The 22,417-nt window shown below is 47.0% G+C and carries 17 protein-coding genes; 11 read left to right on the top strand and 6 right to left on the bottom strand.

Translation table 11 applies throughout. The features are described 5' to 3' along the window. The first annotated feature begins 99 nt into the window (after positions 1-99). Positions 100-1,812 carry a serine/threonine-protein kinase gene (locus QUB61_RS13530; protein WP_333129132.1) on the top strand — a complete coding sequence of 571 codons (1,713 nt, stop codon included), beginning with the start codon at positions 100-102 and terminating at the stop codon, positions 1,810-1,812. A gap of 2 nt (positions 1,813-1,814) precedes the next feature. Beyond that, positions 1,815-2,522: a tRNA (adenosine(37)-N6)-threonylcarbamoyltransferase complex dimerization subunit type 1 TsaB gene (gene tsaB / locus QUB61_RS13525; protein WP_333189994.1), complete on the top strand. Its 708-nt coding sequence runs from the start codon at positions 1,815-1,817 to the stop codon at positions 2,520-2,522. A 25-nt stretch (positions 2,523-2,547) separates the two neighbouring features. On the opposite strand, the gene QUB61_RS13520 is transcribed toward tsaB, so the two are convergent. Both QUB61_RS13520 and QUB61_RS13515 read right to left on the bottom strand, forming a co-directional pair. Beyond that, complete coding sequence (locus QUB61_RS13520; protein ID WP_333129127.1) at positions 2,548-3,378, bottom strand: hypothetical protein; 831 nt, start codon at positions 3,376-3,378, stop codon at positions 2,548-2,550. A 57-nt stretch (positions 3,379-3,435) separates the two neighbouring features. Then, complete coding sequence (locus QUB61_RS13515; RefSeq protein ID WP_333129125.1) at positions 3,436-3,699, bottom strand: hypothetical protein; 264 nt, start codon at positions 3,697-3,699, stop codon at positions 3,436-3,438. A gap of 187 nt (positions 3,700-3,886) precedes the next feature. Between QUB61_RS13515 and QUB61_RS13510 the strand changes: the two genes are divergently transcribed. The 5 genes from QUB61_RS13510 to QUB61_RS13490 all read left to right on the top strand — a co-directional run bounded on the left by QUB61_RS13510 (position 3,887) and on the right by QUB61_RS13490 (position 12,876). Continuing rightward, entirely contained in the window at positions 3,887-6,946 is a 3,060-nt protein-coding gene (locus QUB61_RS13510) for a tetratricopeptide repeat protein (protein ID WP_445300996.1), read from the top strand. Positions 6,947-7,734: 788 nt separating this feature from the next. After that, a complete protein-coding gene (locus QUB61_RS13505) occupies positions 7,735-8,358 on the top strand; it encodes a DUF3859 domain-containing protein (protein WP_333129120.1) in 624 nt (207 codons plus the stop codon). A 33-nt stretch (positions 8,359-8,391) separates the two neighbouring features. Continuing rightward, a complete protein-coding gene (locus QUB61_RS13500; protein WP_333129118.1) occupies positions 8,392-10,227 on the top strand; it encodes an asparagine synthetase B family protein in 1,836 nt (611 codons plus the stop codon). Positions 10,228-10,321: 94 nt separating this feature from the next. Beyond that, positions 10,322-11,551, top strand: coding sequence for a decarboxylase (locus QUB61_RS13495; RefSeq protein WP_333129116.1), 1,230 nt, complete (start codon positions 10,322-10,324; stop codon positions 11,549-11,551). A 125-nt stretch (positions 11,552-11,676) separates the two neighbouring features. Next, complete coding sequence (locus QUB61_RS13490) at positions 11,677-12,876, top strand: hypothetical protein (RefSeq protein ID WP_333129115.1); 1,200 nt, start codon at positions 11,677-11,679, stop codon at positions 12,874-12,876. Positions 12,877-13,233: 357 nt separating this feature from the next. Here QUB61_RS13490 and QUB61_RS13485 read toward each other — a convergent pair whose 3' ends face one another. After that, a complete protein-coding gene (locus QUB61_RS13485) occupies positions 13,234-14,430 on the bottom strand; it encodes an RNA-guided endonuclease TnpB family protein (protein WP_333129112.1) in 1,197 nt (398 codons plus the stop codon). A 190-nt stretch (positions 14,431-14,620) separates the two neighbouring features. Then, positions 14,621-14,884 carry a hypothetical protein gene (locus QUB61_RS13480; protein WP_333129110.1) on the bottom strand — a complete coding sequence of 88 codons (264 nt, stop codon included), beginning with the start codon at positions 14,882-14,884 and terminating at the stop codon, positions 14,621-14,623. A gap of 89 nt (positions 14,885-14,973) precedes the next feature. Between QUB61_RS13480 and QUB61_RS13475 the strand changes: the two genes are divergently transcribed. Beyond that, positions 14,974-15,108 (top strand): hypothetical protein, encoded by a 135-nt coding sequence (locus QUB61_RS13475; protein ID WP_333129108.1) that lies wholly within the window; start codon positions 14,974-14,976, stop codon positions 15,106-15,108. A 601-nt stretch (positions 15,109-15,709) separates the two neighbouring features. Here QUB61_RS13475 and gltD read toward each other — a convergent pair. Both gltD and QUB61_RS13465 read right to left on the bottom strand, forming a co-directional pair. Then, positions 15,710-17,194 (bottom strand): glutamate synthase small subunit, encoded by a 1,485-nt coding sequence (gltD, locus tag QUB61_RS13470; protein WP_333129106.1) that lies wholly within the window; start codon positions 17,192-17,194, stop codon positions 15,710-15,712. A gap of 212 nt (positions 17,195-17,406) precedes the next feature. Further along, the gene (locus tag QUB61_RS13465) at positions 17,407-17,565 is read right to left on the bottom strand and encodes a hypothetical protein (RefSeq protein ID WP_333129104.1); all 159 of its coding nucleotides are present in this window, start codon (positions 17,563-17,565) and stop codon (positions 17,407-17,409) included. Between the two features lie 684 nt (positions 17,566-18,249). On the opposite strand from QUB61_RS13465, the gene QUB61_RS13460 reads away from it, so the two are divergent. The 3 genes from QUB61_RS13460 (at position 18,250) to cysE (ending at position 22,334) form a co-directional block, all read left to right on the top strand. Then, on the top strand, positions 18,250-19,281 hold the full coding sequence (locus QUB61_RS13460) for a sulfate/molybdate ABC transporter ATP-binding protein (RefSeq protein ID WP_333129102.1): 1,032 nt from the start codon (positions 18,250-18,252) through the stop codon (positions 19,279-19,281). Positions 19,282-19,501: 220 nt separating this feature from the next. Beyond that, positions 19,502-21,445, top strand: a complete 1,944-nt coding sequence (locus tag QUB61_RS13455) for an ATP-binding protein (RefSeq protein WP_333129100.1) — start codon at positions 19,502-19,504, stop codon at positions 21,443-21,445. A gap of 157 nt (positions 21,446-21,602) precedes the next feature. After that, a complete protein-coding gene (gene cysE, locus QUB61_RS13450; RefSeq protein ID WP_333129097.1) occupies positions 21,603-22,334 on the top strand; it encodes a serine O-acetyltransferase in 732 nt (243 codons plus the stop codon). Positions 22,335-22,417: the final 83 nt, after the last annotated feature.

Raw genomic sequence — 22,417 nt, 5'->3', positions numbered from 1 at the left:
CCGATGCCCGATGCCCAATTCCCCATTCCCGATGCCCAATTCCCAATTCCCCATTCCCCATCTAAAATCTAAAATCTAAAATCTAAAATCTAAAATCCAATGAGCTATTGCTTAAACCCAACTTGTCACAATCCGCAAAACCCAGGTGATGCAGAATTGTGCCAAAGTTGCGGCTCAAAATTGTTGTTAACACTTGACGCAGAAACGCCATCAGCATCTCGCTACCGGACCATAAAGCCGATCGGACAAGGAGGCTTTGGCAGAACATTTCTAGCAGTTGATGAAACCAAACCTGTGATTTTTTCGCAGTGCGTAATCAAGCAATCTTTCCCGCAAAATACCGCAGGCCAAAAAGCCGCTCAACTATTTCACCAAGAAGCCGCCCAGCTAGAAACATTGGGAAAACATCCCCAGATTCCCGAATTAATCGCGCATTTTGAACAAGACGGGAGACAGTATTTAGTACAAGAATTTATAGACGGCAAAAACCTAGCCCGAGAATTAGAACAAAAAGGAGCATTCACCGAAACTCAAATTCGGCAAATCCTCAACGATTTATTGCCAGTGCTCCACTTCGTCCACAAATCCAAAGTCATTCACCGCGATATCAAACCAGAAAATATCATTCGCCGCCGGCTATCTCCAGCCCCTTTATCCGCCTTAGAAAATTCCTATCAACCCTCTCCTTTCCAAAAAGATATTGTTTTAGTAGACTTTGGTGCAGCTAAGAAAGTAACAGCAACCGGATTGCCACAAACTGGAACAATCATCGGCAGTGCTGCTTATACAGCCCCAGAACAATTGATGGGGAAAGCAGTTTTTGCCAGCGATATCTACAGTTTGGGCGTTACCTGCATTCACTTGCTGACTGAAATTCCTCCCTTCGATTTGTTCGACAGCACAGAGGATTCTTGGGCTTGGCGAAATTATTTGAAGACTGCTGTTAGCGACGATTTGGGCCGCATCCTCGACACCATGCTCCAAAGTGCCACCAAGCGGCGCTACAGTTCAGCATCAGCAGTCCTCCGGCACTTGAACCCCAAACCTGTGTATTTAGACGCACAGCCGGTGCTAGACGCGCCGGAAACGCCAGCAGAACGGGTGGTTACACCTGCGCCTGGCGTGTTGCTTTTTACTCGCCAACAGCAAGCCGAAATCCAGGAAGCTTTGCAAGAGGCGATCGCCCCGTACAATGTTACAATCCAAGTCAGTCAAGCCAAGCAACAGCTCAATATCGTCATCAACAGAACCGAAGACAACCCCGTTTACTATCCGCACTTATCTCAAATAATTGCCACCCGACTCACCGATTTGCACTTAAATAAAGTCGCAGCCGTTAAGCTGTTGGGAAGAGTCAACAATTCTCGCGTCCCCGAATGGAAGCAATTATTGCAAATCGATCCCAAGATTAAATTGAGGAACAAACTCCGGCGGCTGAAATACAATAAATTACTCAAGAAAATCGCCCCTGTTGCTACCCAAAATTTTTGGCTGCCGAAGTTGAAAACTAAGGATTTTTGGATAGATTCGCTAATGTTTGCCTTAGTTTGGTTTATCTTTGGCTCTCAAATAGTAATTTTTAATTCTTGGTTCGCGCTAATAGTTTCGTCTGGTTTTATGACCGTCAAGCATCAAGTTTCCCAAAATAAAGAATTTGCAAATAACAATTTATTTGCAAGTTTAGTAGTGCTGTTTTTGATGAGTGGGGGCATGGGGAATTCAAGGATTTTAAATACGGGAATATTTGGCATTCTTTTGGGTTGCTTAGTTGTGGCTTCGCCTCTGTTTTTTGTTAAGGAAAATTATCATTAATCGTGAATAGCAACCCCCAAGACGGAACATCAGTTAAAAAATACGGCTTAGCCTTCCACACGGCAACTCCCGAATTAGGTTTAGCCATCAGCAATTTTGCCGGCGATTCTCGCTGTCAAACTTGGAATTTGGGGCGCAGTTTAGCAACTGATTTGCACCAGCATTTAGTAGAGTTTATTCAACCGCAAACTTGGGCGGATTTGGCTTTTATTGCAGTGGCGAAGGGGCCCGGAGGTTTCACGGGGACTCGCATGGGTATGGTGACGGCGCGGACTTTGGCTCAACAGTTGGATATTCCTGTTTTTGCGATTTCAACTTTGGCCGCTGTGGCTTGGGCTGCACCCCCCCAACCCCCCCTTGCTAAGGGGGGGCTTTTGAGTGCGGAACCTCCCGTTGCTAAGGGGGGGCTTTTGAGCATCGCGCTGCAAATGCCTGCACAGCGGGGACAATTGTTTGGCGCTGTTTATTCAGTTAACAAAGATTCTGGTTTAACTGAGTTGTTTCCTGATACGGTGATGACGGCGGAATCTTGGCAGGAAAAGTTGGAAAGTTGGGAAAATTCCTATCAGTTAATTGAAGTGGGCAGCGAGTTGGGCTCGTCGGTTTCTAGTGTGTTGGAATTGGCTTATTTGGAGTGGAAACAAGGAAGTCGCCCTGCTTGGTCGGATGCTTTGCCTTATTACGGTCAACATCCTGTGCAGGGCAAATAAATATTGGTAATTGGTAAATTGGTAATTAGGGATAAGTGATGTTGACTTTTAGCCAATCCAATCCGAGATCCAGGTTGTACTTATCGTTAGTGACTTTTCCGGCATTAGCCACCACAGCCTTTTGAAGAAGAGATTTTTGCAATGGCATTCTCAGCGGCTCAGCAAAGCTCTGATCCGCAGCAATTTGTACCTCAAATCGCTCGGCTTCGTCAGTAGGATATGTTGTGGCATATATACCAATCTCACCTGAGACTTCATGAAGTTCCGAGACTAGGGCAGTTGCCGCTTTCCACCATTTATAAGCTGCCTCGGTTGCCTTAGAATTGCTTCCATAAGCATTCCATATCAGGATGGTTGTGATTGCTGACTGCCTAATCTGACAATACATAATCTTAGCTACGTGGAGATGTTCGTCCAGCGTGAAGCCATTACATCGTCTGGGTAGATTGAGCGGTGGACGAAGTCCTTCTGATGGTTGTTCATGAAATTCTTCTCTAAACCCCGCGATAAACTCCTTGTGCCACTGTTGGGCGAACTCAGTTTGCCCGTAGTAGCATTTTATTGGATCAATTTCAGAGTTGTAGCCGTTTCTGAAAAGAACGTGATTGGGTGGGACTTCACCACAAACGATGTTATCTAGGTTACACTTAAGGGTTGACAATGCACGCTCCATCTTGCAAGCTAACCTGGAAACTTTTGAGGTTGTACCGCAGCACCAACTAGATACAACACTCAGGCTTAGTGCTTCATCTCTCCGGTGTTTAATGTATAGCCCCAAATGTTTGTGCTGTTCAAAATTGAAGCCTTTATAGATATTGTTTTTTGAGTATTTTTGTCCTGCTTTGATAGCGCTCATCAGTTCAAATTGGCATGATTTTTTAATGCTATAAATTCTAACATAAGTTTTCGTTGTTTATTTAAGCGCTATACAAATTTCGAGGCAAAAAGTTAAGGTCAGCGGGTCTGGGTTTTCGGTTCGCAATTGCTCGATTTCATCAGGGTTGCAGCCGCGAGATTCCATAAAATCGAGCATCCAGTTAGTGATGGCAGCGAGATCGATGTATTTTGCTCCGAGGCATACGGGGCAAGTTTCTGGGCTGACTGTACCTGTGCCGCCGCACTCGGGGCAATCCCAGTGGGTTTTTAGGGGATGGGAGGCAATTAGGATGTTGCTCATTTTAGGAAAAAGTTCGCGCGGGCATAGCTATCCCGCAGGGAATCGCACTACTCGCTGATTTTAGCAATTGGGTGGCGTTTGCCAATTGTTTTGTATTCAGGAAAAAGACCGATCGCCCTGACTTTTTCCTGCCTTTACACTAAGCGGGCTAGTGAGTAAGATTGAAGCAAATACAAAAGGGCTGGCTATGTTCGATCGCACTCAATGGTTTTTGGCTGGTATGTCGATCGCGCTTTCGCTTCAGTTAAGTCAGCCAGTGGCAGCAGCCGTGCCCGTTGGTAAAGTCTTACAAACAGCACAAATTGGCAGTAACGACGCTGCTGCAAAAGTATATGAAGAAGCAGAGAAACTATACCAGCAAGGAACAGCGGAAGCTTTAAGAGGTGCGATCGCCCAGTTTGAAATAGCATTAAAATTGTATCGAGAAGCGGGCGATCTCCGCGGGGAAGCTATGACCCTCAACAACATCGGCTTAGTCTACTCCCAATTGGGAGAAAAACAGAAAGCGCTAGAGTATTACAGCCAGTCGCTTCCCCTGAGACAGGCAGTAGGCGATCTCCGCGGGGAAGCTACCACCCTCAACAACATCGGCAGTGTCTACTCCCAATTGGGAGAAAAACAGAAAGCGCTAGAGTATTTGGGCCAGTCGCTTCCCCTGAGACGGGCAGTAGGCGATCTCCGCGGGGAAGCTACCACCCTCAACAACATCGGCAATGTCTACTCAGAATTGGGAGAAAAGCAGAAAGCGCTAGAGTATTACAGCCAGTCTCTTACCCTGAGCCAGGCAGCGGGCGATCGCCGTGGGGAAGCTACCACCCTCAACAACATCGGCAGTGTCTACTCAGAATTGGGAGAACAACAGAAAGCGCTAGAGTATTACAGCCAGTCGCTTCCCCTGAGACGGGCAGTAGGCGATCTCCGTGGGGAAGCTAGCACCCTCAACAACATCGGCAGTGTCTACTCCCAATTGGGAGAACAACAGAAAGCGCTAGAGTATTACAGCCAGTCGCTTCCCCTATTTCGGGCAACCGGCGATCGCGGCGGGGAAGCTACTACCCTCCTCAACCTCGGCACTGCCTACTCAGACTTGGGAGAAAAACAGAAAGCGCTAGAGTATTACAGTCAGTCCCTTCCCCTATTTCGGGCAATCGGCGATCGCCGTGGGGAAGCTTACACCCTCAACGACATCGGCCGTGTCTACCCAGCATTGGGAGAAAAACAGAAAGCGCTAGAGTATTACAGCCAGTCGCTTCCCCTATTTCGGGCAACCGGCGATCGCCGTGGGGAAGCTCTCACCCTCAATGACATAGGCAGTGTCTACTCAGAATTGGGAGAACAACAGAAAGCGCTAGAGTATTACAGCCAGTCGCTTCCCCTATGGCGGGCAATCGGCGATCGCCGTGGGGAAGCTTACACCCTCACCAACATTGGCAGTGTCTACTCAGCATTGGGAGAACAACAGAAGGCGCTAGAGTATTACAGCCAGCCCCTTCCCCTGAGTCGGGCAGTAGGCGATCGCAATGTAGAAGCTACCATCCTTTACAGAATTGCTACTGTCAAACGCAACCAAAACAATCTTACCGAAGCCCTCAATGACATTGAATCCTCTCTCAAAATTATCGAAAACCTCCGCACCAAAATAGCCAGCCCAGAACTCCGCAGCTCATACTTTGCCACAGTACAGGACTACTACGAATTCTACATCGATTTGTTAATGCAACTGCATAAAACTAATCCTAAATCCGGTTATGATACAAAAGCCTTAGAAGCCAGCGAACGTTCGAGGGCCCGAAGTCTCCTCGAACTCCTGCAAGAAAGTAACGCCAACATTCGCGAAGGTATTTCCCCCGATTTACTGCAACAAGAAAAGAGCGTGCAACAGCAACTCGATGCCCTTGAAAAGCAGCGCATCGAAGCAATCAGCAGCCCCAACCCCAACCCTACTCAAGCCGATGAAATCGACAAACAGCGCCTCGCACTTTTGGAACAATATCAGCAAATTCAAACCGAGATTCGTACCGCCAGCCCCCGCTATGCGGCCCTCACCCAACCCCAACCTTTAACACTGCCAGAAATTCAGAAACAGATTCTAGATGACAACACGATTTTATTGCAGTATTCCCTCGGCGAAGACCGCAGTTATTTGTGGGTTGTAACATCAACCGGGCTAACTAGCTATGAATTGCCAAAACGCGCCGACATTGAAACAGCAGCAAGAGCTTTCCGCACGGCAATAACTAGCAAATATGACAAATATATTCCCCAAAAAGTTGCCGAAGCGAGTGCAAATCTGGGTCAATTAATTTTACAGCCCGCAGCAGCCAAATTAAGAAACAAACGCTTATTAATTGTTCCCGACGGCGTGCTGCACTATACCCCTTTTCCAGCTTTAACTCTTGCGAAAACCGCCGGACAAAATACCAATGTTCCCTTAATTCTCGAACATGAAATTATTACCCTGCCTTCCGCCTCAACTCTCGCCATTCTCAGGCAAAATTACGGAGATAGAAAACCGCCCAGCCAAACTTTAGCAATTTTAGCAGATCCTGTTTTTAGTCCAGACGATGAAAGAATTAAAGGAAAAATCACCCAAGCAACAACAGAAAAATTAGAAGAAAATAACCTCGGTTTAAATCGCTCGCTTCGTGCTTCTAATCGGCAATGGCCGCCCGAACGCCTACCCTTTACCGGCCAAGAAGCCCAAACAATATCCAGCTTATTTCCCTCAGCTTCTAGCAGTCAAAAAATTGATTTCGATGCCAGTCGCACTACCGCTACCGACGGCAGTTTAGCCAATTATCAAATCGTTCACTTCGCCACCCACGGCATTGCCAACAGCCAAAATCCCGAACTGTCAGGAATTGTGATGTCCATGGTAGATGACAAGGGCAATATTGTCAATGGTTTTTTGCGCCTCACGGATATTTTTAACTTGAAACTGGCGGCAAATTTAGTGGTTTTAAGTGCTTGTCAATCGGGAATGGGACAGAATGTTAAAGGCGAAGGAATGGTGGGATTAACAAGGGGTTTTATGTATGCGGGGGCGCAGCGGGTGGCGGTGAGTTTGTGGAATGTGGATGATGAAGGAACTGCTGTGTTAATGCAAAAGTTTTATCAAAAAATGGTGCAACAAAAGTTAGCGCCGGCGGCAGCTTTGAGGGCCGCACAGATTGAAATGATGCAGCAGGAAAAATGGAAATCGCCCTATTATTGGGCGGCTTTTACCCTGCAAGGCGAGTGGAAATGATATACAGCACTTTTGCTAGTAAGTAAGTACATATAGCCTTTCGAGCTCTCATATGAGGTACTCATGGCCTCCGTGGCCTCCGTGGCCTCCGTGGCCTCCGTGGCCTCCGTGGGCATAGGGCATACCTCACTTTTTTGAGAACCGCTATAGCCCTTGTAGGGACACCGCACCGTGCCCATTGGTCTCAACTTAACGTTAAACAGGTAGTCCGACAGTCCGACAGGGAATGAATTCCCTGCCTCAAAGCTAAAGTCCTCTAAAAAAGACCCAGAAGAAGCATCTTTGGCATTGCTAATTCACGGTATGAATCAACTTTTCGCTTGATGTTACAAAACTCACCATAAGCTATTCTGCATTTAAATTGTATGTCAAAAAAAAATCAAAGTCTTGTGGGGTGTCCCGCCTGCCCTGAATATACAATTTAAATGCGCGACAGCTTACTTGTCTTATAGGAATTCCGAAATCTGAATTCCTAACTGTATTCAGCAACGCGGAATTTTTAAACTCATTAGTCCTCATAGCGAGGACTTTAGCTATTAGACAGGGGTTTCAACCCCTGGCGGACTACCGGGTGGGCTGACAGCTTAAGTTGAGACCAATAGGCACGGTGCGGTGTCCCTACGGGCATCGCGATCCGGGTGTATTTCATAAACGTCGAATCTGCAGTATGACTTTTATGAACTCAAAATTATGAAATTTATGAATTGACTTGAAGCTCAGCCTGTTTCATAATGTTAATGAACTGATGTCAGTAAGCCGCAGGACAAACTCCTACCGCATCTTAATATATGGAAAATCGACTGACTCAAACTCAACTAACGCAAATAGTAGCTGAAGTAGAACGCCTTTCTAATCTCCGGCAATCTCAACTTGATTCCGAAGAAGTCAAAGAAATTTTGCAGGAATTAAGCTTGCCTCCCGAGTTGCTAAATGAAGCTTTAATCCAGTTGCAGCGTCGGGAAGCACTGGCCCAGCAGCAGCGGCGAAATCGGTGGATTGCAGGAGGATTGGCTGCGGCTGCGGCGGGGGCGATCGCACTTACCGGATTCTACATTCAGCAAAACCGACAAGCGATCGATCGCGTTTCAATTCAACAAAACCGCATAACCTCGGTGCAGGATGATGGTGGGAATTTGACAGTTATTTCCCGCCAAAATAATCCTGAAATATTTTATCGTACTACGTTGAAAGATGCACCGATAGGGAAAAAACTGTCCTTATCTTGCGATTGGATTGACCCCAGCGGCCAAGTTGTCAAACAAAACCGCTATCAGACTCGCGAAATCGACAAACCTATCTGGAATACTCAATGCCGCTACCAAATTGGTACTGCTGCTGCTACCGGAAATTGGCAAGTTAAAATGTTCGTTGAAAGTCGTGCGATCGGCAGTGCATCCTTTGAAGTTAAATAATTATCAAAAACTCGCCTATGGATAAATTTTAATATGGGAATCACCAACAAACCGCGTCAATTTTTAGGATACTGGGGCTGCGGTTCTCGCCACAAATTGGAACCGCTGCTGGCGAAAAGTATCAGCCAGTCTGTCAGAGAAATTCCTGTTCAAAAAGTCGAGGATTCTTCCAGTTTCTCCACCGCAGGCGGCCCAAATCACCCCATTTGGAATGTTGCTAGTACCGAAATCGATGGCGCGCCAGACTTGCCCACCAAAAAGGGCGAGGGTACTTTGCAAATCGCCGCCCTCTCAGCATCTGGACTGTGTACTTATCCATCAACTAACGGTTTGCTGTTACCTGATGCCTGGGTAAACGTTCGAGAAAATTGCCTGATTTTGGGAAGGGAACCCTTCGGGCGAGTAACGCTTTACTGGACGCAAATCGGGCAGAGTATTTGGTTTGCATCGAGTTTGCAACTGCTGTTAAATATTTGTCAACAGCCAGAGGTAAGCATTCCCGGTTTGTACGGTTATAGCTGTTTTTCCTATGTCCCAACTCCTTTAACTCCAGTCAAAAATGTGTTCGCCGTTCCCGCAGGAACCGAATTGACTTGGGAGTGCGATCGAGATAGCTGTGTCATTTTTGAACCCCACTCAAAACGGTTGTTGGAATGGGGAGAAAGTTCAGAAAAAATACAAGAAGAAGCAGAAGCGATCGCCCAATTGCAAAACTTACTTAAAGATGCAGTTGAGCGTCAAATTTCCGATTTAAACAGCAGTGAAACTGTCGGAGTATTTCTATCAGGCGGTTTAGATTCCTCAGTGGTCGCAGCTTTATTAGTAAAAGCCGGAGTCAAAGTGCGCGCTTATACTCTCGACTTTGGCGAAGCCGGAATTCCTGAATATCCTTGGGCAGAACAAGTTGCCTACTCGCTGAAAATTCCCTTAGTAAAAGTAGATGCCAGGCCGCACCGGATCAAACAAGTTTTGCATTCTGCTGTCAAAGCTTTAGATTTGCCTTTTGGCGACGGAGTTACAGTGCCTCTGTACCTTTTAAATGAAGCTGCGAGTCAAGAAACCGATCTCGTTTTCAACGGCGAAGGCGGCGATCAGTTATTTGCGGGATGGACTAATAAACCCCTGATTGCAGCGGGTATTTATCAAGCCGCAAATCCAGCCGGAGACGGAGCTTTTGCCCTGCAATACCTGCGAACTTTTCACAGGATGTGGGGATACGAAACTAAAGTTTACCAGCCGCAAATTTACACTCAAATTCAGAATTTGCACCCTCAAGATTGGCTGCTAGAGGCTCTTAATCCGGCTAGAGGCGGGTCTTTGCTCCATCGCCTCCGCCGCGCGGGGCTGATGCTCAAAGGCGCGCAGAACATCCATCCCCGTGCTGCTAATTTAGCTCTAGCTTTTGGTCTAAAAGTGCGATCGCCCTTTTGCGATTTTGCCTTAACAGACTGGACATTTAAACTCTCAGGAGAATTGTGTTTGCGGGGTGCTTGCGAGAAATACATCCTCAAACGAAGCGTCGAAAATTGGCTGCCTGCAGAAATAGTTTGGCGAGAAAAGCGGGGTATGGGAGTTCCCTTAACCTCCTGGTGTTTTAATGAATTTTGGCATCAAATTGGCCATTGGTTAAACCCTGCCGTGCTGCAGTCAGAGAAACGCTGGCAACCCGATTTAGCTGCTCAAATTGTGTCCGGCAAATTCGCAGCGGGAATTCAAGGCCGCCGCATTGGCGAAATTATTTGGCTATTAATTATGTGGCAAAATTGGCGATCGCAAATTTTAGGTGAGGATATCAAAAACAAGTCTTGGAATCATCCATTTTGGTTGCCTCGCTCCCTTTGGAATTACCGCCAGCGCTGGCAAGAATAAAATCAACATCTTTTATCAACCCTTGCCCTTCTCTTCTCTTCTCTTCTCTTACTTTGTGTCCTTCGCGTCTTCGCGGTTCGTTTAAAACAGGTATATGTCAACAATTGCCGAACGCCAATCAATTCTCCAACAAACTCCTTTAACTCTTTCCCTAGCTCAAGAATTATTAACTAGCTACGGTTCGCCGCTTTACATTTATCAAAGCGATATTTTGCGCCGGACAATCGCCCGCATTACTAAAGCAATTTCCTATCCGCGAACACAATTTTGTTTTGCCAGCGTCACCAATGGCAGCGTCGCACTGCTGCAAATTTTTCAAGCTTGCGGGTGGGGACTGCACGCCAATACACCGGGAGATATTTATTTAGGAATTCAGGCAGGTTTTGCACCCAAAAACATTGTTTACAGCGGCAGCAACTTGCACCAAACTGAGATGGCACAACTTCTCAAATGGGGTGTCAAAACTCTGAATTTCGACAGTCTTGCTCAGTTGCAGTTGTGCTGTGAAGTTTATCAATATCTCAGGGAAAACCAACAGATTTTAGAACCGCCTCGTTTGGGTTTGAGACTGAATTTGCCCGAACTAACAGGAGAGAGTCGAATAGGAGTGCGATCGAGCGAATTGACCGCAGCAATCGCCCTAGCTAGAAAAGCCGGATTAAAGCTCAGCGGCTTGCATTTTTATCGCGGTACGGGTACTAATTCTACCGCAGCTTTTACTCAAGTAATTGATACTATAATTGCCGTAGCGCAGCAATTGCCAGATTGGGAATATCTCGATTTTGGCGGCGGTTTTGGCTATCCTTACCGCAGCGGGGGTACAGCCTTTGACTGGGAACTGTTCGGAGCAGAATTAACCAGCAAAATTAGCCAACTAGACCGCGAAATTGAGTTAATAATTGAACCAGGGCGATCGGTTGTAGCAGGATGTGCTACTTTGCTCGCTCAAGTTGTTTCGACAAAATGGCAAGAAGCCAAACAAATTGTCGGTGTAGATACTACTGTTGCTAATCTTTCAGTGCCGTCTGTTCACGGCGGTTATCGAGAGATTTATACCTGGAGTTGCCGGGATGCTCTACATCTTACTGATGTTTGCGGCAATACTACTTATTCGCGGGATTATTTGGGGAAAAACTGTCAACTGCCAGCTTTGGCGATCGGGGAAATCGTTGCTATTTTAGATGTCGGAGCTTACGGCTATGCCATGTCGTCGCACTTTTTGCACCGTCCCAGACCAGCGGAAGTGCTGTTAGAAAATAGCCGACATCGCCTGATTCGCCGCAGAGAAGATTACAGCATTTTGCTAGCAAATCAAGTTTTTTGAATAATCAACAGGAGATTTTTATGAAGTGCATCAACTGCCAAACTGACAATAAGTTAAAAGATCGCACGGCCAATAGGGGTCGCTGTATACGATGCAACCATCAGTTTGCTTTTGAACCGACTCGAATGAGTGGTGTCAAAATAACTGACCCGATGTTTGCCAAGGCGATCGCTGATATTTCTGTTAACGATACGCTATTTTTTACCCCTAAGCAGTTATTTTACCTTTTAGACAAGCGATCGAGACCAAAAATTTATGGACAGTTCTACACAATCCCAATATACCTCATTATTAATATAGTTTCGAGTATCTTTGTTTTTATGTGGACAGCAGCTCTATTTCCTGAAGGGAGTCTAGCTTTCATGTTGGGAATGTTTGTAATAAATAGTTTATTGATTGCAGGAACTTTTACTGCTAGCCGTTCTAGCAAGTATCCGTACAAACAACGCCAGAAATTTGCAAAAACTTTGCAAATTTGGGGAGGAATAGTTCTGGTATTTGGAATAGGTGTAACTCTGTTATCAAGTTCCTTTCCGCTGTTTTTAGCTAGCTCTGCTATCGGAATGCTATCTATCTATTTGGGAACCCGAAAAATTGACAAAAAACCTGCCAATAGTCAAGATTTTACTATTGAGTTAAATCAGTTTCAAGGCTGGATTAATCATTGGGTACTAATTAACTCTATGACTAAATTGCTGCCGCCTCCCCGCGCTCTAAATGCAAATACCGCCGTTAGTCCTGATGTCAGCGCTTACAGTTTTGACAGATTAGTTGTGTGCGATCGCCCGGAAATTGCCCAATTTTTAATTGCCAACAATTTTCACTTTGAAAACAACTGTGCAGTCTTCAGCATTACCGGATATCCTCAAAATATCTTCGACACAACTATGGAAATGCTGCGCCGAAATCCTGACTTAAAAGTCTACGCTTTGCACGATTGCACTCCCCGAGGAATTGGTTTAGTTGACCACCTACGCACGAGTCCTAATTGGTTCTCAGATAGCAGCGCGATAATTATTGATGTCGGAATTCTACCCAGGCAAATTATTGCGGCTGGCGACAATATGTTTGTTCTAAGTTCTGAGAGTTCGGCACGAGATGCTAGAGAATTACCGCCACCAATTCGCCAAGATTTATCCCCTGAAGAATTGGAGTGGTTGGAATCAGGTAATTATGTAGAATTGGAATCCTTTAGTGCTCAAAGACTCATTCAAATTCTGAATCGAGGAATTGCCGGCAGTCGAGATTTAGGCAGCGATGACAGCAGTTTGATTCTGCTAGGCGGTACGGATAGTTCTATCTATGTTGTTGACAGTTTTGGTTGAGGTTTGTAGGGCTATGAGGAAGGACACGGCGCCTCCTACTTTATTCTTTAGTCCGCGTGGGCGAAGCCAGCGCGCCAGCGCTTAGGCGGACTTCGTTTGACAAGAAGCGGTTTCAACCGCCCAGTTCGATCGCGAATTTTCAAAACCGATTTGACATTATATCATAGAGGAGCGATCGCGAATAATACAATTGCCGGGGCGGGTTTTTGAGATTGTCGGTTAGGGGCAAATATCGTTGGCTCACGGGCCCCTACAGGCCATCGTCGGGGCGGGTTTCACCAACTATCTATGCCTGAAACCAACAATATAATAAACCCGCCCCCGCCCAAAGGTAAATCGGAATCTACATTTTGTAAACTACCCGACACTCATGCTTTGCATAGAGTGCGGGCTTTCAGTAGCCCTCAAGACAACTTCCTGCTCTTTGCAGGACATTATCTCGGAACCTCCGGGCAGGTTTACGATCTGCCCCAAAGTAGCAATATTTCTTGCTCCATTCACATCGGCATCGCCAATCCATCCGCATCGCTCATTCAGGCACTCAAACCGCTTACCTTGGCGATTGCCAATCACCTTGCAACAGTGACAAGTTTTCGAGGTATAGCGCGGATCGACCAGTCTTACATCAACGCCAAATTTCACGCCTTTATAGGTCAGGAATTGGCGCAACTGGTAGAACGCCCAACTATTGCTGCGTCTCCGTTCTGTTTTAGACCGTGACAGTTCATTGGTACGCTCTCTGATTCCGGTCAAGTCTTCCAGGGTAATAGCCTGATTTGATGTCTTGGCTTGCTGGATCAGTCGATAGCTGATGGTATGGTTCAGCCATGTCTGGAATCTCCGTTCTCGTCCACTCAACCGTTGCAAAATCTGTCTCGCCCTTCTACGAGCCGACCTTGTGCCTTTGGACGCTTTACGCTGTAACGAAGCCCGTACACGGCTATATCTGTCTCTGGCTTGTGTTACCTGTTTGCCACTGAATTTCTCTCCAGCAGATGTACAAGCAATGTCTGTGCGTCCCAAATCAACACCCAAGACATCATCAGTCTTTTGTTTCTCTGGTGGCTCAGACTCAAGCTGAATGTTCAGATAAAAGCTGCCATCGTTGCGCTTTACCAAAGTTGCCGTTTTGGGGTCTTGTCCTTGCAGCAAGTGTTTTTGGTAATTACCAATGTGCAGCTTAAACTTTTCTCTGCCCTTGAGCATGGTCAAGCTGACCAACCAATCCGATTCGCCGAAGGTGAAAGTTCTCGCGTCGTAAGTGGCAGAAGTGGGGGCAAACTTCTTAACGGGCTTAACCTTTTGCTTTGCCGTTTTGCGATTAGCGCAAACTCTACGAATTGCGTGAATCGTCATTTGAGCAGACAGCCCAGAATGCGATCGCGCTTCCTTGTAAATCAAGGACTGAACAGCAATCTGATTCGTCAGCTTTTCGGGTGTATGGGTGTTCACGTACTCACAGCATTTTGCAAAGGCAGTCAGTACCGCATTCAGCTTTTCAACCTGCTGCTGCGATACTTCCAATTTGCAAGAGACTGTAAGAACTTGGGACATTTTCAAATAGTGAAGTTTTGCTGTTTTTATTGTAGCGTATTGGCAGCTTTCGGGGTATCGAACCCCTCTATCTGCCGCGCATTCCTCCCGACACTCACCTTTCAGGTAGAGTGCGGGACTCCTGCTGTTTTAGTTGAAAGCGATCGAACATCAGGTTAATCTGGGTTATTGGTTGGGAACCAGCGAACACCTACGCTTTGCGCTTCCGCCTGCGAATCAGCACACTCATCACCTGCTTCGGATTTGCCGCACGCTGTAGGGGACTCCAATCGCCAACTTGGGCAAAACCCAGTCGGTACAAAGTCAGTATGGTTTCCCTGACACCTGAGGGCGAACCAACAACCGTTAACAGCACCACATCCTGTTCGGATATTGCTGAGTCTGAATTTGGACGATCCTCTCCGAGGGCAACGCTTACGGATAAGTTATCGTCAGGCACGAATTCCTGTGACATAATATGTTCTCCTTGATTTTGGGTTTTCTAGGAAAACCCAAAAACCTAGCCGCCCCGCAGATGAACACATAGCAGGGCGGCTACAGAGAATGTTAGGATTCTCAATTAGCCTCCAGACTGCCACGCACAGTTTGGCGGTTAGCTGTCCATTGCTGTTGGTAGCAGCTTTGGGCAGTGCAACTAGATTTTTGGGCAACGCCGGCTGCTTTCTCTACAAGCTTTAGCAACCTCTAACTTCAAAGCGTAGCCGCAGAGGGGGGCCGCCGTCAATCTATTTTGGATTTTAGATTTTAGATTTTAGATGGAAAAATAACTGGTTCCCAGCCAAGAACCCATTTGTGACCAAAATTTTGGGTACAAGCCCCGTCATTTTATGACGGCTTTCTCTTGACACATTCTGGAATACTATGTTAAGAGAGAAATGGCAACGCGATAAAACGCCTAGATAGCCAATATTGGGTTCTCCCCGTCTACAATGCTCAGCTACGTGCGACTAGCGTGTAGGAAAGAGGAACAAACAATTAAGTAAATCATTTCAAATGCGGTCGGGCCGGGAGTGTGCGCTTGTGGACGTATCCAAACAGGGGATTAGCAATAATTCTAGAGAGGACGGATGAAGCAAGAATCCCCACACCTTTAGGTTGGGGAGTGTCAAAACTCTAGTCCGCCAGCGAATGAATTCCACGGGGCTTTTAGCTAAAGTCCTCTTGCATAGGACTAATGAGTTCCTCAGTCCTATGCAAGAGGACTTTAGCTTTGAGGCAGGGGTTGAAACCCCTGCCGGACAGAAGTCCTTACTACAAACCAATGCCTCAAGCCTGTGTCTTACGGCAAATCAGTGCTCCCCATCAGATAAAGGTCGCACTCCCGGGCCACGCCGCGCCCTTCATTAATCGCCCAAACCACCAAACTTTGTCCGCGGCGACAGTCCCCAGCCGCGAAAACTCCCGGAATGCTGGTTGTATATTTTTCGTGCTCGGCTTTCACGTTGCTGCGGGCGTCCCGTTCCAATCCCAGGGCATCCAGCAAGGGCTGTTCCGGGCCGAGGAAGCCCATCGCCAGCAACACAAGCTGCGCCGGCAACACTTTTTCCGTGCCCGGGATTTGTTTCGGAATAAACTGCCCTTTCTCGTTTTTCGCCCACTCCACCTCAACGGTGTGCACGGCTTTGACATTGCCGTTTTCGTCGCCCTCGAACTTTGTCGCCGTGGTGAGATAGCCGCGGGGGTCGTCGCCGAATTTGGCCGCAGCTTCTTCTTGGCCGTAGTCGAGGCGGTAGACTTTCGGCCATTCCGGCCAGGGATTGTTGGCCGCCCGTTCCGAGGGCGGTTTGGGCATGATTTCTAGCTGTACCAGGCTTTTGCAGCCGTGGCGGATGGAGGTACCCACGCAGTCGGTGCCGGTGTCGCCACCGCCGATGATGACGATATCTTTGCCTTCGGCGGAGATGAAGTTGCCGTTGGTGCTCTTGTCGAGAACTGCTTTGGTGTTGGCTGTCAGGAAGTCCATTGCGAAGTGGATGCCTTTTAATTCCCGGCCGGGGATGCCCAAGTCGCGGGGTTTGGTGGCGCCGGTACAGAGCACAACGGAGTCGTATTCTTTTAGCAATTGTTCGGCTGGTAAGTCTTTGCCGACTTCGGTGTTGCAGACGAATGTCACGCCTTCGTCTTCGAGGACTTTCAGGCGGCGCATTACGACTTGTTCTTTGTCTAGCTTCATGTTGGGGATGCCATACATTAGCAGGCCGCCTGGTCGATCGGCTCTTTCGTATACTGTTACCCAATGACCGGCTTTGTTGAGTTGGGCGGCGGCGGACAAACCGGCGGGCCCGGAACCGATGACGGCGATTTTTTTGCCGGTGCGTTTGGCTGGCGGTTCGGCAGTAATCCAGCCTTCATCCCAGCCTTTGTCGATAATCGAGGCTTCGATGTTTTTAATCGTGACTGGCGGGTTGTTGATGCCGAGGACGCAGGCGCCTTCGCAGGGTGCGGGACAGACGCGGCCGGTGAATTCAGGGAAGTTGTTGGTTTTGTGGAGTCTGTCTAGGGCTTCTTTCCACAGTCCGCGATATACTAGGTCGTTCCATTCGGGGATGAGGTTGTTAATCGGGCAGCCGCTTGCCATGCCGCTGATGACGGTACCCGTGTGGCAAAACGGAATGCCGCAATCCATGCAGCGCGCGCCTTGGGTGCGGAGTTTGTCCTCATCCATCGGCAGGTGAAATTCGTCCCAGTTGTGGACTCTCTCGACTGGTGAGAGTTCGGAGGGCAATTCGCGCAAGAATTCGATAAAGCCTGTTGGTTTTCCCATAGTGGTGTTTTTGTTAGAATTTACTATTCTCTCAGTTTCTCAAAGCTGAAGCTGGCTGGCTTCTGAATAAACTATTGTGATCTAAATTGTGTGCGATCGCACCTCAGATTGAGCAATTCCTACGTGAAATCTTCAATATTGCCGGCACTGGCGAATTCTCCAGAGTCGGGGAATCCTCAGGCCAGCAGACTACCGCAAAACAGCCATTGCTGCTAAGCTGTTGGGCATTTAACCTGCATACTGCGGGCGGGGACATTTAATTTTTCCCTAATTGACTGACGATCGCATTTATCGCATTTATCGCCTTTACCAGAAAGAATTGGTTTAAAGCCCCAAGCCCGATCGGGAGAAATTAAAAGAAGACTATTCATTACTCCAATCCTCTTCCTTCCAGGTAGAGGTCGCTATCTTGCGGTCAACTGTCAACTGTCAACTGTCAACTGTCAACTGAACGATACAGCCACATCTCGAAACCCTCGCGGCTTAACTCGGACGACCCGCCAGCGTCAACTTTCAAGCGCAGTCCCCATCATCCGGGCCTCTCCATACAATACAAAAAGTTACAGGGGTTGCAGAATAAATATTATTTTCAGGATATACTACTGTAACTCGGTCAGCTAAGCGGAGTTAGCTTTTTTCACTCCGAAAATAGGTAAATAGACTCGTCACTAACCCCACCCTAAAGGGATGGGGCTTGAAAGCGGAAGACTCACCACCTTCTTAATTTGAGGCCAAACCAGTGTCTAGCCTGGGTCTTCGAGACAAGCTGAACTATATGGTGGTGGTACACCAAGCGACGTTAAGAATGCTTCCCTAGTTTTTAACCTCTCGGATAGTCAGCGGCGAAGGGATATATACACACGGGCTTACAGCCACTTGCTATGCGTACAGGTACAAAGCACGAGCCTGTAACTGTCCAGGCGAAAGGCGAATACAAAACGTCGAACGTCGTCAGTATATTCAAGGCGGTAGCAAGCAAGAAAAGGGGGACTAATCCTCCCCCCATCCAATGTAAAGCCGTCCTAAAAGGACGGGGTTTCAAACCCAAATTTTTGATGAGCATTACAATTCAGAACGTATCGAAACACTTCGGCTCCTTCCACGCAATTGACAACGTGAATTTGGAAATTAAAAAGGGCTCTTTAGTCGCGCTGTTGGGACCTTCCGGTTCTGGGAAATCGACTCTGCTGAGGATGATCGCGGGGCTAGAACCGCCGGACAGCGGTGAGATTTACCTGATTGGTGAAAATGCTACTCATCAGTCGGTGCAGGAACGGCATATCGGTTTTGTGTTTCAGCACTACGCTTTATTCAAACACATGAGTATTCGGAAAAATATTGCTTTTGCGATGGAAATTCGCAAAGTTCCTAAAGGATCTATTAGCAGGCGGGTTGAGGAACTTTTGGATTTAGTGCAGTTGACAGGTTTGGGCGATCGCTATCCTTCGCAACTTTCCGGCGGCCAGCGGCAGCGGGTTGCTTTGGCCAGAGCTCTAGCAGTTCAACCAAAAGTGCTGCTGCTAGACGAACCTTTTGGAGCATTAGATGCTAAAGTCCGCAAAGAATTGCGATCGTGGCTGCACAACCTTCACAAAGAAGTTAACATCACCACAGTTTTTGTGACTCACGACCAAGAAGAAGCTATGGAAGTAGCCGATGAAATTGTGGTGATGAACAAAGGTAGAGTCGAACAAGTTGGCACTCCTGCTGAAATTTACGACAAACCGGCGTCAGCTTTTGTGATGAGTTTTATTGGGCCGGTCAATGTGCTGTCGAATGCTGCGGGTTTGTTCGCCAGCAACGCCTCAACGCCTCGCCATAATGGAGCCGCTCATTCGGACGTAGTGTTTTTGCGCCCGCACGACGTGGAAATTAAAACTAAGCCGGAGTCGGGTTTTTCGTTAGCAACAGTCAGCCGCATCATTCATTTAGGGCGGGAAATACAAACCGAGTTAGTGTTAGAATCCGAGCAGGTAGTAACAGCTTACGTGAGTCGCGAGCGCTTCGATTCTCTCCAGTTAAAGCGAGATCAGCAGGTTTACGTCAAGCCCAAACACGCGATGACTTTCCCTGCTTATTCAATTTAAATCAGCGACTGCATCTTACGCAAAATACTATCCGCGATCTTCTACAAAACACTGCTCCCACATCGTTACCAGGCTTGTGCCTGGTAATGCTGTCTCGTAGCTCTAAATCGGAGGCAGAGCCTCCTGAAATTCATTCCCAGGCAGAGCCTGAGAACGAGAAAAACAAGAAATCCCAGGCAGAGCCTCGGAACGAGAACTAGAAAAAAGATAGGTGAAGAATATGACTGCTAACAAATTCAAGAATTTAGCAACTAGCACTTTACTTAGTTATCGCCGTTACATCCAGGCAGGATTAACACTTTGTGCAGGATTGGGACTGTCTGCGATCGCCTGTTCAGTTGCATACAATTGGGAATACAAATTCATGCAAGCCGAACTGCAAGACCGGCTGGACAAAATAGCTACAGACATTCAGAGAGAGGTTAGCGGGAATTTAGAAATAATTCGAGCTGCGGGAGCATTTTACAGCGTATTTGACGGCGTTCAAAAACCAGAAATGAAGACATTTGTTGGTTCTGCCCTCTACCGCCATCCGAGCCTGAAGGCGATCGCTTGGCTTCCCCGTGTTTCTGACTCTCCGCAATCTATGACAAAGGAAATAGATTTAGATGTAGATTTGAGTGCAAATCGACTAGCTTTAGAAAAAGCAACAAAAAGACAAGAGATTATCGCAACTGACCGCCAAAAATTGCCCTCACAAAATCAACCCAGCGTCTTTGTATTCCTGCCAATTTTTAGTCAAACTCCTCCCGGCGATACCGCAGCAGGGCCGCCAGATTTACCTGCTATGGAACCAGAAACATTGAAAGGTTTTACTCTCGGGGTTTTGCTCGTTGATGCTATTGTTAAATCGGCTTTACAGGAAACTAAACTCAACTTTGTTAACGTGTATCTTCAAGATGCGATGGCTCCTGAGTCCGAAAAATTCCTTGCCTTTTACGAAGCGAAGACTAAGAGGATAATCACCGACGAAAACATTAAAAATCAACTCCAAATAGGGGAAAGAGCTTACTGCCCGGACGGCAGCAGTTGCACCCGCATTCTCAATATTGAAAATCGCAGGTGGTTGCTGCAACTGCGGCTAACGCCAGAGTACATTACTCCTCTAAGATTTTGGCGTTCTTTGACTGTTCTAATTTTTGGGAGTATCTTAAGTTTGGCTGCGACACTTTATATAATGAGCTTGTGGAATTATACCGATCGCATTGAAAAAGTAGCAGCAGAACGCAGGACTAAATCTCAACAGCTAGAGCAAACGTTGCAAGAGTTGCAGCAAACTCAAACTCAACTGATTCAGCAGGAAAAAATGTCTAGTTTGGGTTTATTAGTTGCTGGTGTCGCCCACGAAGTTAACAATCCTATTAATTTTATTTACGGCAATCTTCACCACGCCCGCGAATATACTAGGGATCTGTTGGAGTTGGTAGAACTCTACCAAAAACACTATTTATCCCCTCCCTCGGAAATTTCACAGCATTTAGAAAATATTGACTTTGACTTTCTGTGCGAAGATTTGCCGCAACTGCTGTCCTCGATGAAAATAGGAGCCGATCGCATTGTTCAAATCGTCCAATCTTTGCGGAATTTTTCTCGCTTAGATGAAAGCGAAATGAAACCTGTCAACATCCATGAAGGCATTGACAGCACTCTGCTAATTCTGCAAAGCCGCCTGAAAGCTACAGCCGATCGCCCGGCGATCGAAATTGTTAAAAACTACAGCCATTTACCTTTAGTAGAGTGCTATGCCGGACAATTAAATCAGGTGTTTATGAATATTCTGGCTAATGCGATCGACGCCCTTGAGAGTTACAGCCTCGATCGCGGGCCCAAAGCAGCGGAAGCCAATCCGATCGCGATCGCCATAACCACAGAATATTCAAGTACCGACAAAATAATTGTGCGGATATCTGACAACGGCCCCGGTATGCCAGAAAATGTCAAAAAACTGCTGTTTGACCCGTTCTTTACGACTAAACCTGCCGGAAAAGGGACAGGATTGGGACTGTCAATCAGCTATAAGATTGTCGTAGAAAAGCACAAGGGTGTGCTGCGCTGCGATTCGACGCCGGGATTGGGGACGGAATTCTCGATCGAGATTCCGCTGCGGCAAGAAGTCAGACAACCTGTACCGTTTATTTCGCGGAAAATATCGGAGGCAGCTTAGAAGGGGCTGGGGAAGGAAAAATTTTTTTCCCATATACTACTGTAAATCGGTCGAGTTATAGTATATTATGTAATAATGCCAACACCAATACTGCTTTATGCAGCTTAAACCGTCGGCCCTGCCGATACTGTAGAACCCAAACACGCCGAGACTAAATATGTTCCCTGACTTGCAAATTATTTACGAACGTGACCCTGCGGCGCGCAACTGGCTGGAAGTATTATTTTGCTATCCCGGACTGCAAGCACTTTTTTTGCACCGGAGGGCACACTGGCTTTATTCCGCTGGCCTTCCGTTTGTACCGCGCTTGATTTCTCAACTGAGCCGCTTTTTAACAGGTATTGAGATCCACCCAGGAGCGAAAATTGGTAGGGGCGTGTTTATCGACCACGGCATGGGGGTGGTAATTGGCGAAACTGCGATCCTTGGAGATTATGCTGTAATTTATCAAGGAGCAACCCTTGGCGGCACGGGTAAAGAAATAGGAAAACGGCATCCGACGCTGGGAGAAAATGTAGTCCTAGGAGCCGGCGCTAAGGTTTTAGGCAATATTCAAATTGGCAATAATGTTCGGATTGGTGCGGGTTCGGTAGTGCTGCGGGATGTCCCTAGCGATTGCACAGTTGTAGGAATTCCCGGTCGCATCATCTCTCGGAAAAAGCAGGTGGAAGATGCTCAAAATTCTCAAAACATACCGGATTTGGAAGCTCAAGCAATTCGAGCTTTGTTCGATAGAATTAAGGATTTAGAAGACCAGGTTGAAATTTTTAAATCTCAAATAACTCCGATAAAAGCAACTGAATCCGAGCCAAGTGAGACTAAAAAACATGAATTATTTATGTCTTCTAATTTATTTATTACACAGTTTTTAGACGGTGCAGGAATCTAGTAAAGCTTGAATTTATAGAGATTTTGGCTAGCAACACTATCCTGCTGCAATTGTACAAACTAACTTGGATTTTTTCAGTAACT

Origin of the sequence: Microcoleus sp. C2D2, from assembly GCF_036702495.1 — a bacterium.
Lineage (GTDB): Bacteria > Cyanobacteriota > Cyanobacteriia > Cyanobacteriales > Microcoleaceae > Microcoleus.
Note: the sequence above shows the minus strand (reverse complement) of the source record. Positions and strands in the feature narration are given on the sequence as shown.

Coding starts and splice junctions, on each gene's coding strand:
- QUB61_RS13520 (WP_333129127.1), bottom strand. CDS start 3,378: ATGAGCGCTATCAAAGCAGGACAAAAATACTCAAAAAACAATATCTAT.
- cysE (WP_333129097.1), top strand. CDS start 21,603: ATGTTCCCTGACTTGCAAATTATTTACGAACGTGACCCTGCGGCGCGC.
- QUB61_RS13455 (WP_333129100.1), top strand. CDS start 19,502: ATGACTGCTAACAAATTCAAGAATTTAGCAACTAGCACTTTACTTAGT.
- QUB61_RS13500 (WP_333129118.1), top strand. CDS start 8,392: ATGGGAATCACCAACAAACCGCGTCAATTTTTAGGATACTGGGGCTGC.
- QUB61_RS13490 (WP_333129115.1), top strand. CDS start 11,677: ATGAGTGGTGTCAAAATAACTGACCCGATGTTTGCCAAGGCGATCGCT.
- QUB61_RS13480 (WP_333129110.1), bottom strand. CDS start 14,884: ATGTCACAGGAATTCGTGCCTGACGATAACTTATCCGTAAGCGTTGCC.
- QUB61_RS13475 (WP_333129108.1), top strand. CDS start 14,974: ATGTTAGGATTCTCAATTAGCCTCCAGACTGCCACGCACAGTTTGGCG.
- QUB61_RS13530 (WP_333129132.1), top strand. CDS start 100: ATGAGCTATTGCTTAAACCCAACTTGTCACAATCCGCAAAACCCAGGT.
- QUB61_RS13485 (WP_333129112.1), bottom strand. CDS start 14,430: ATGTCCCAAGTTCTTACAGTCTCTTGCAAATTGGAAGTATCGCAGCAG.
- QUB61_RS13510 (WP_445300996.1), top strand. CDS start 3,887: ATGTTCGATCGCACTCAATGGTTTTTGGCTGGTATGTCGATCGCGCTT.
- gltD (WP_333129106.1), bottom strand. CDS start 17,194: ATGGGAAAACCAACAGGCTTTATCGAATTCTTGCGCGAATTGCCCTCC.
- QUB61_RS13465 (WP_333129104.1), bottom strand. CDS start 17,565: ATGAATAGTCTTCTTTTAATTTCTCCCGATCGGGCTTGGGGCTTTAAA.
- QUB61_RS13515 (WP_333129125.1), bottom strand. CDS start 3,699: ATGAGCAACATCCTAATTGCCTCCCATCCCCTAAAAACCCACTGGGAT.
- QUB61_RS13495 (WP_333129116.1), top strand. CDS start 10,322: ATGTCAACAATTGCCGAACGCCAATCAATTCTCCAACAAACTCCTTTA.
- QUB61_RS13505 (WP_333129120.1), top strand. CDS start 7,735: ATGGAAAATCGACTGACTCAAACTCAACTAACGCAAATAGTAGCTGAA.
- QUB61_RS13460 (WP_333129102.1), top strand. CDS start 18,250: ATGAGCATTACAATTCAGAACGTATCGAAACACTTCGGCTCCTTCCAC.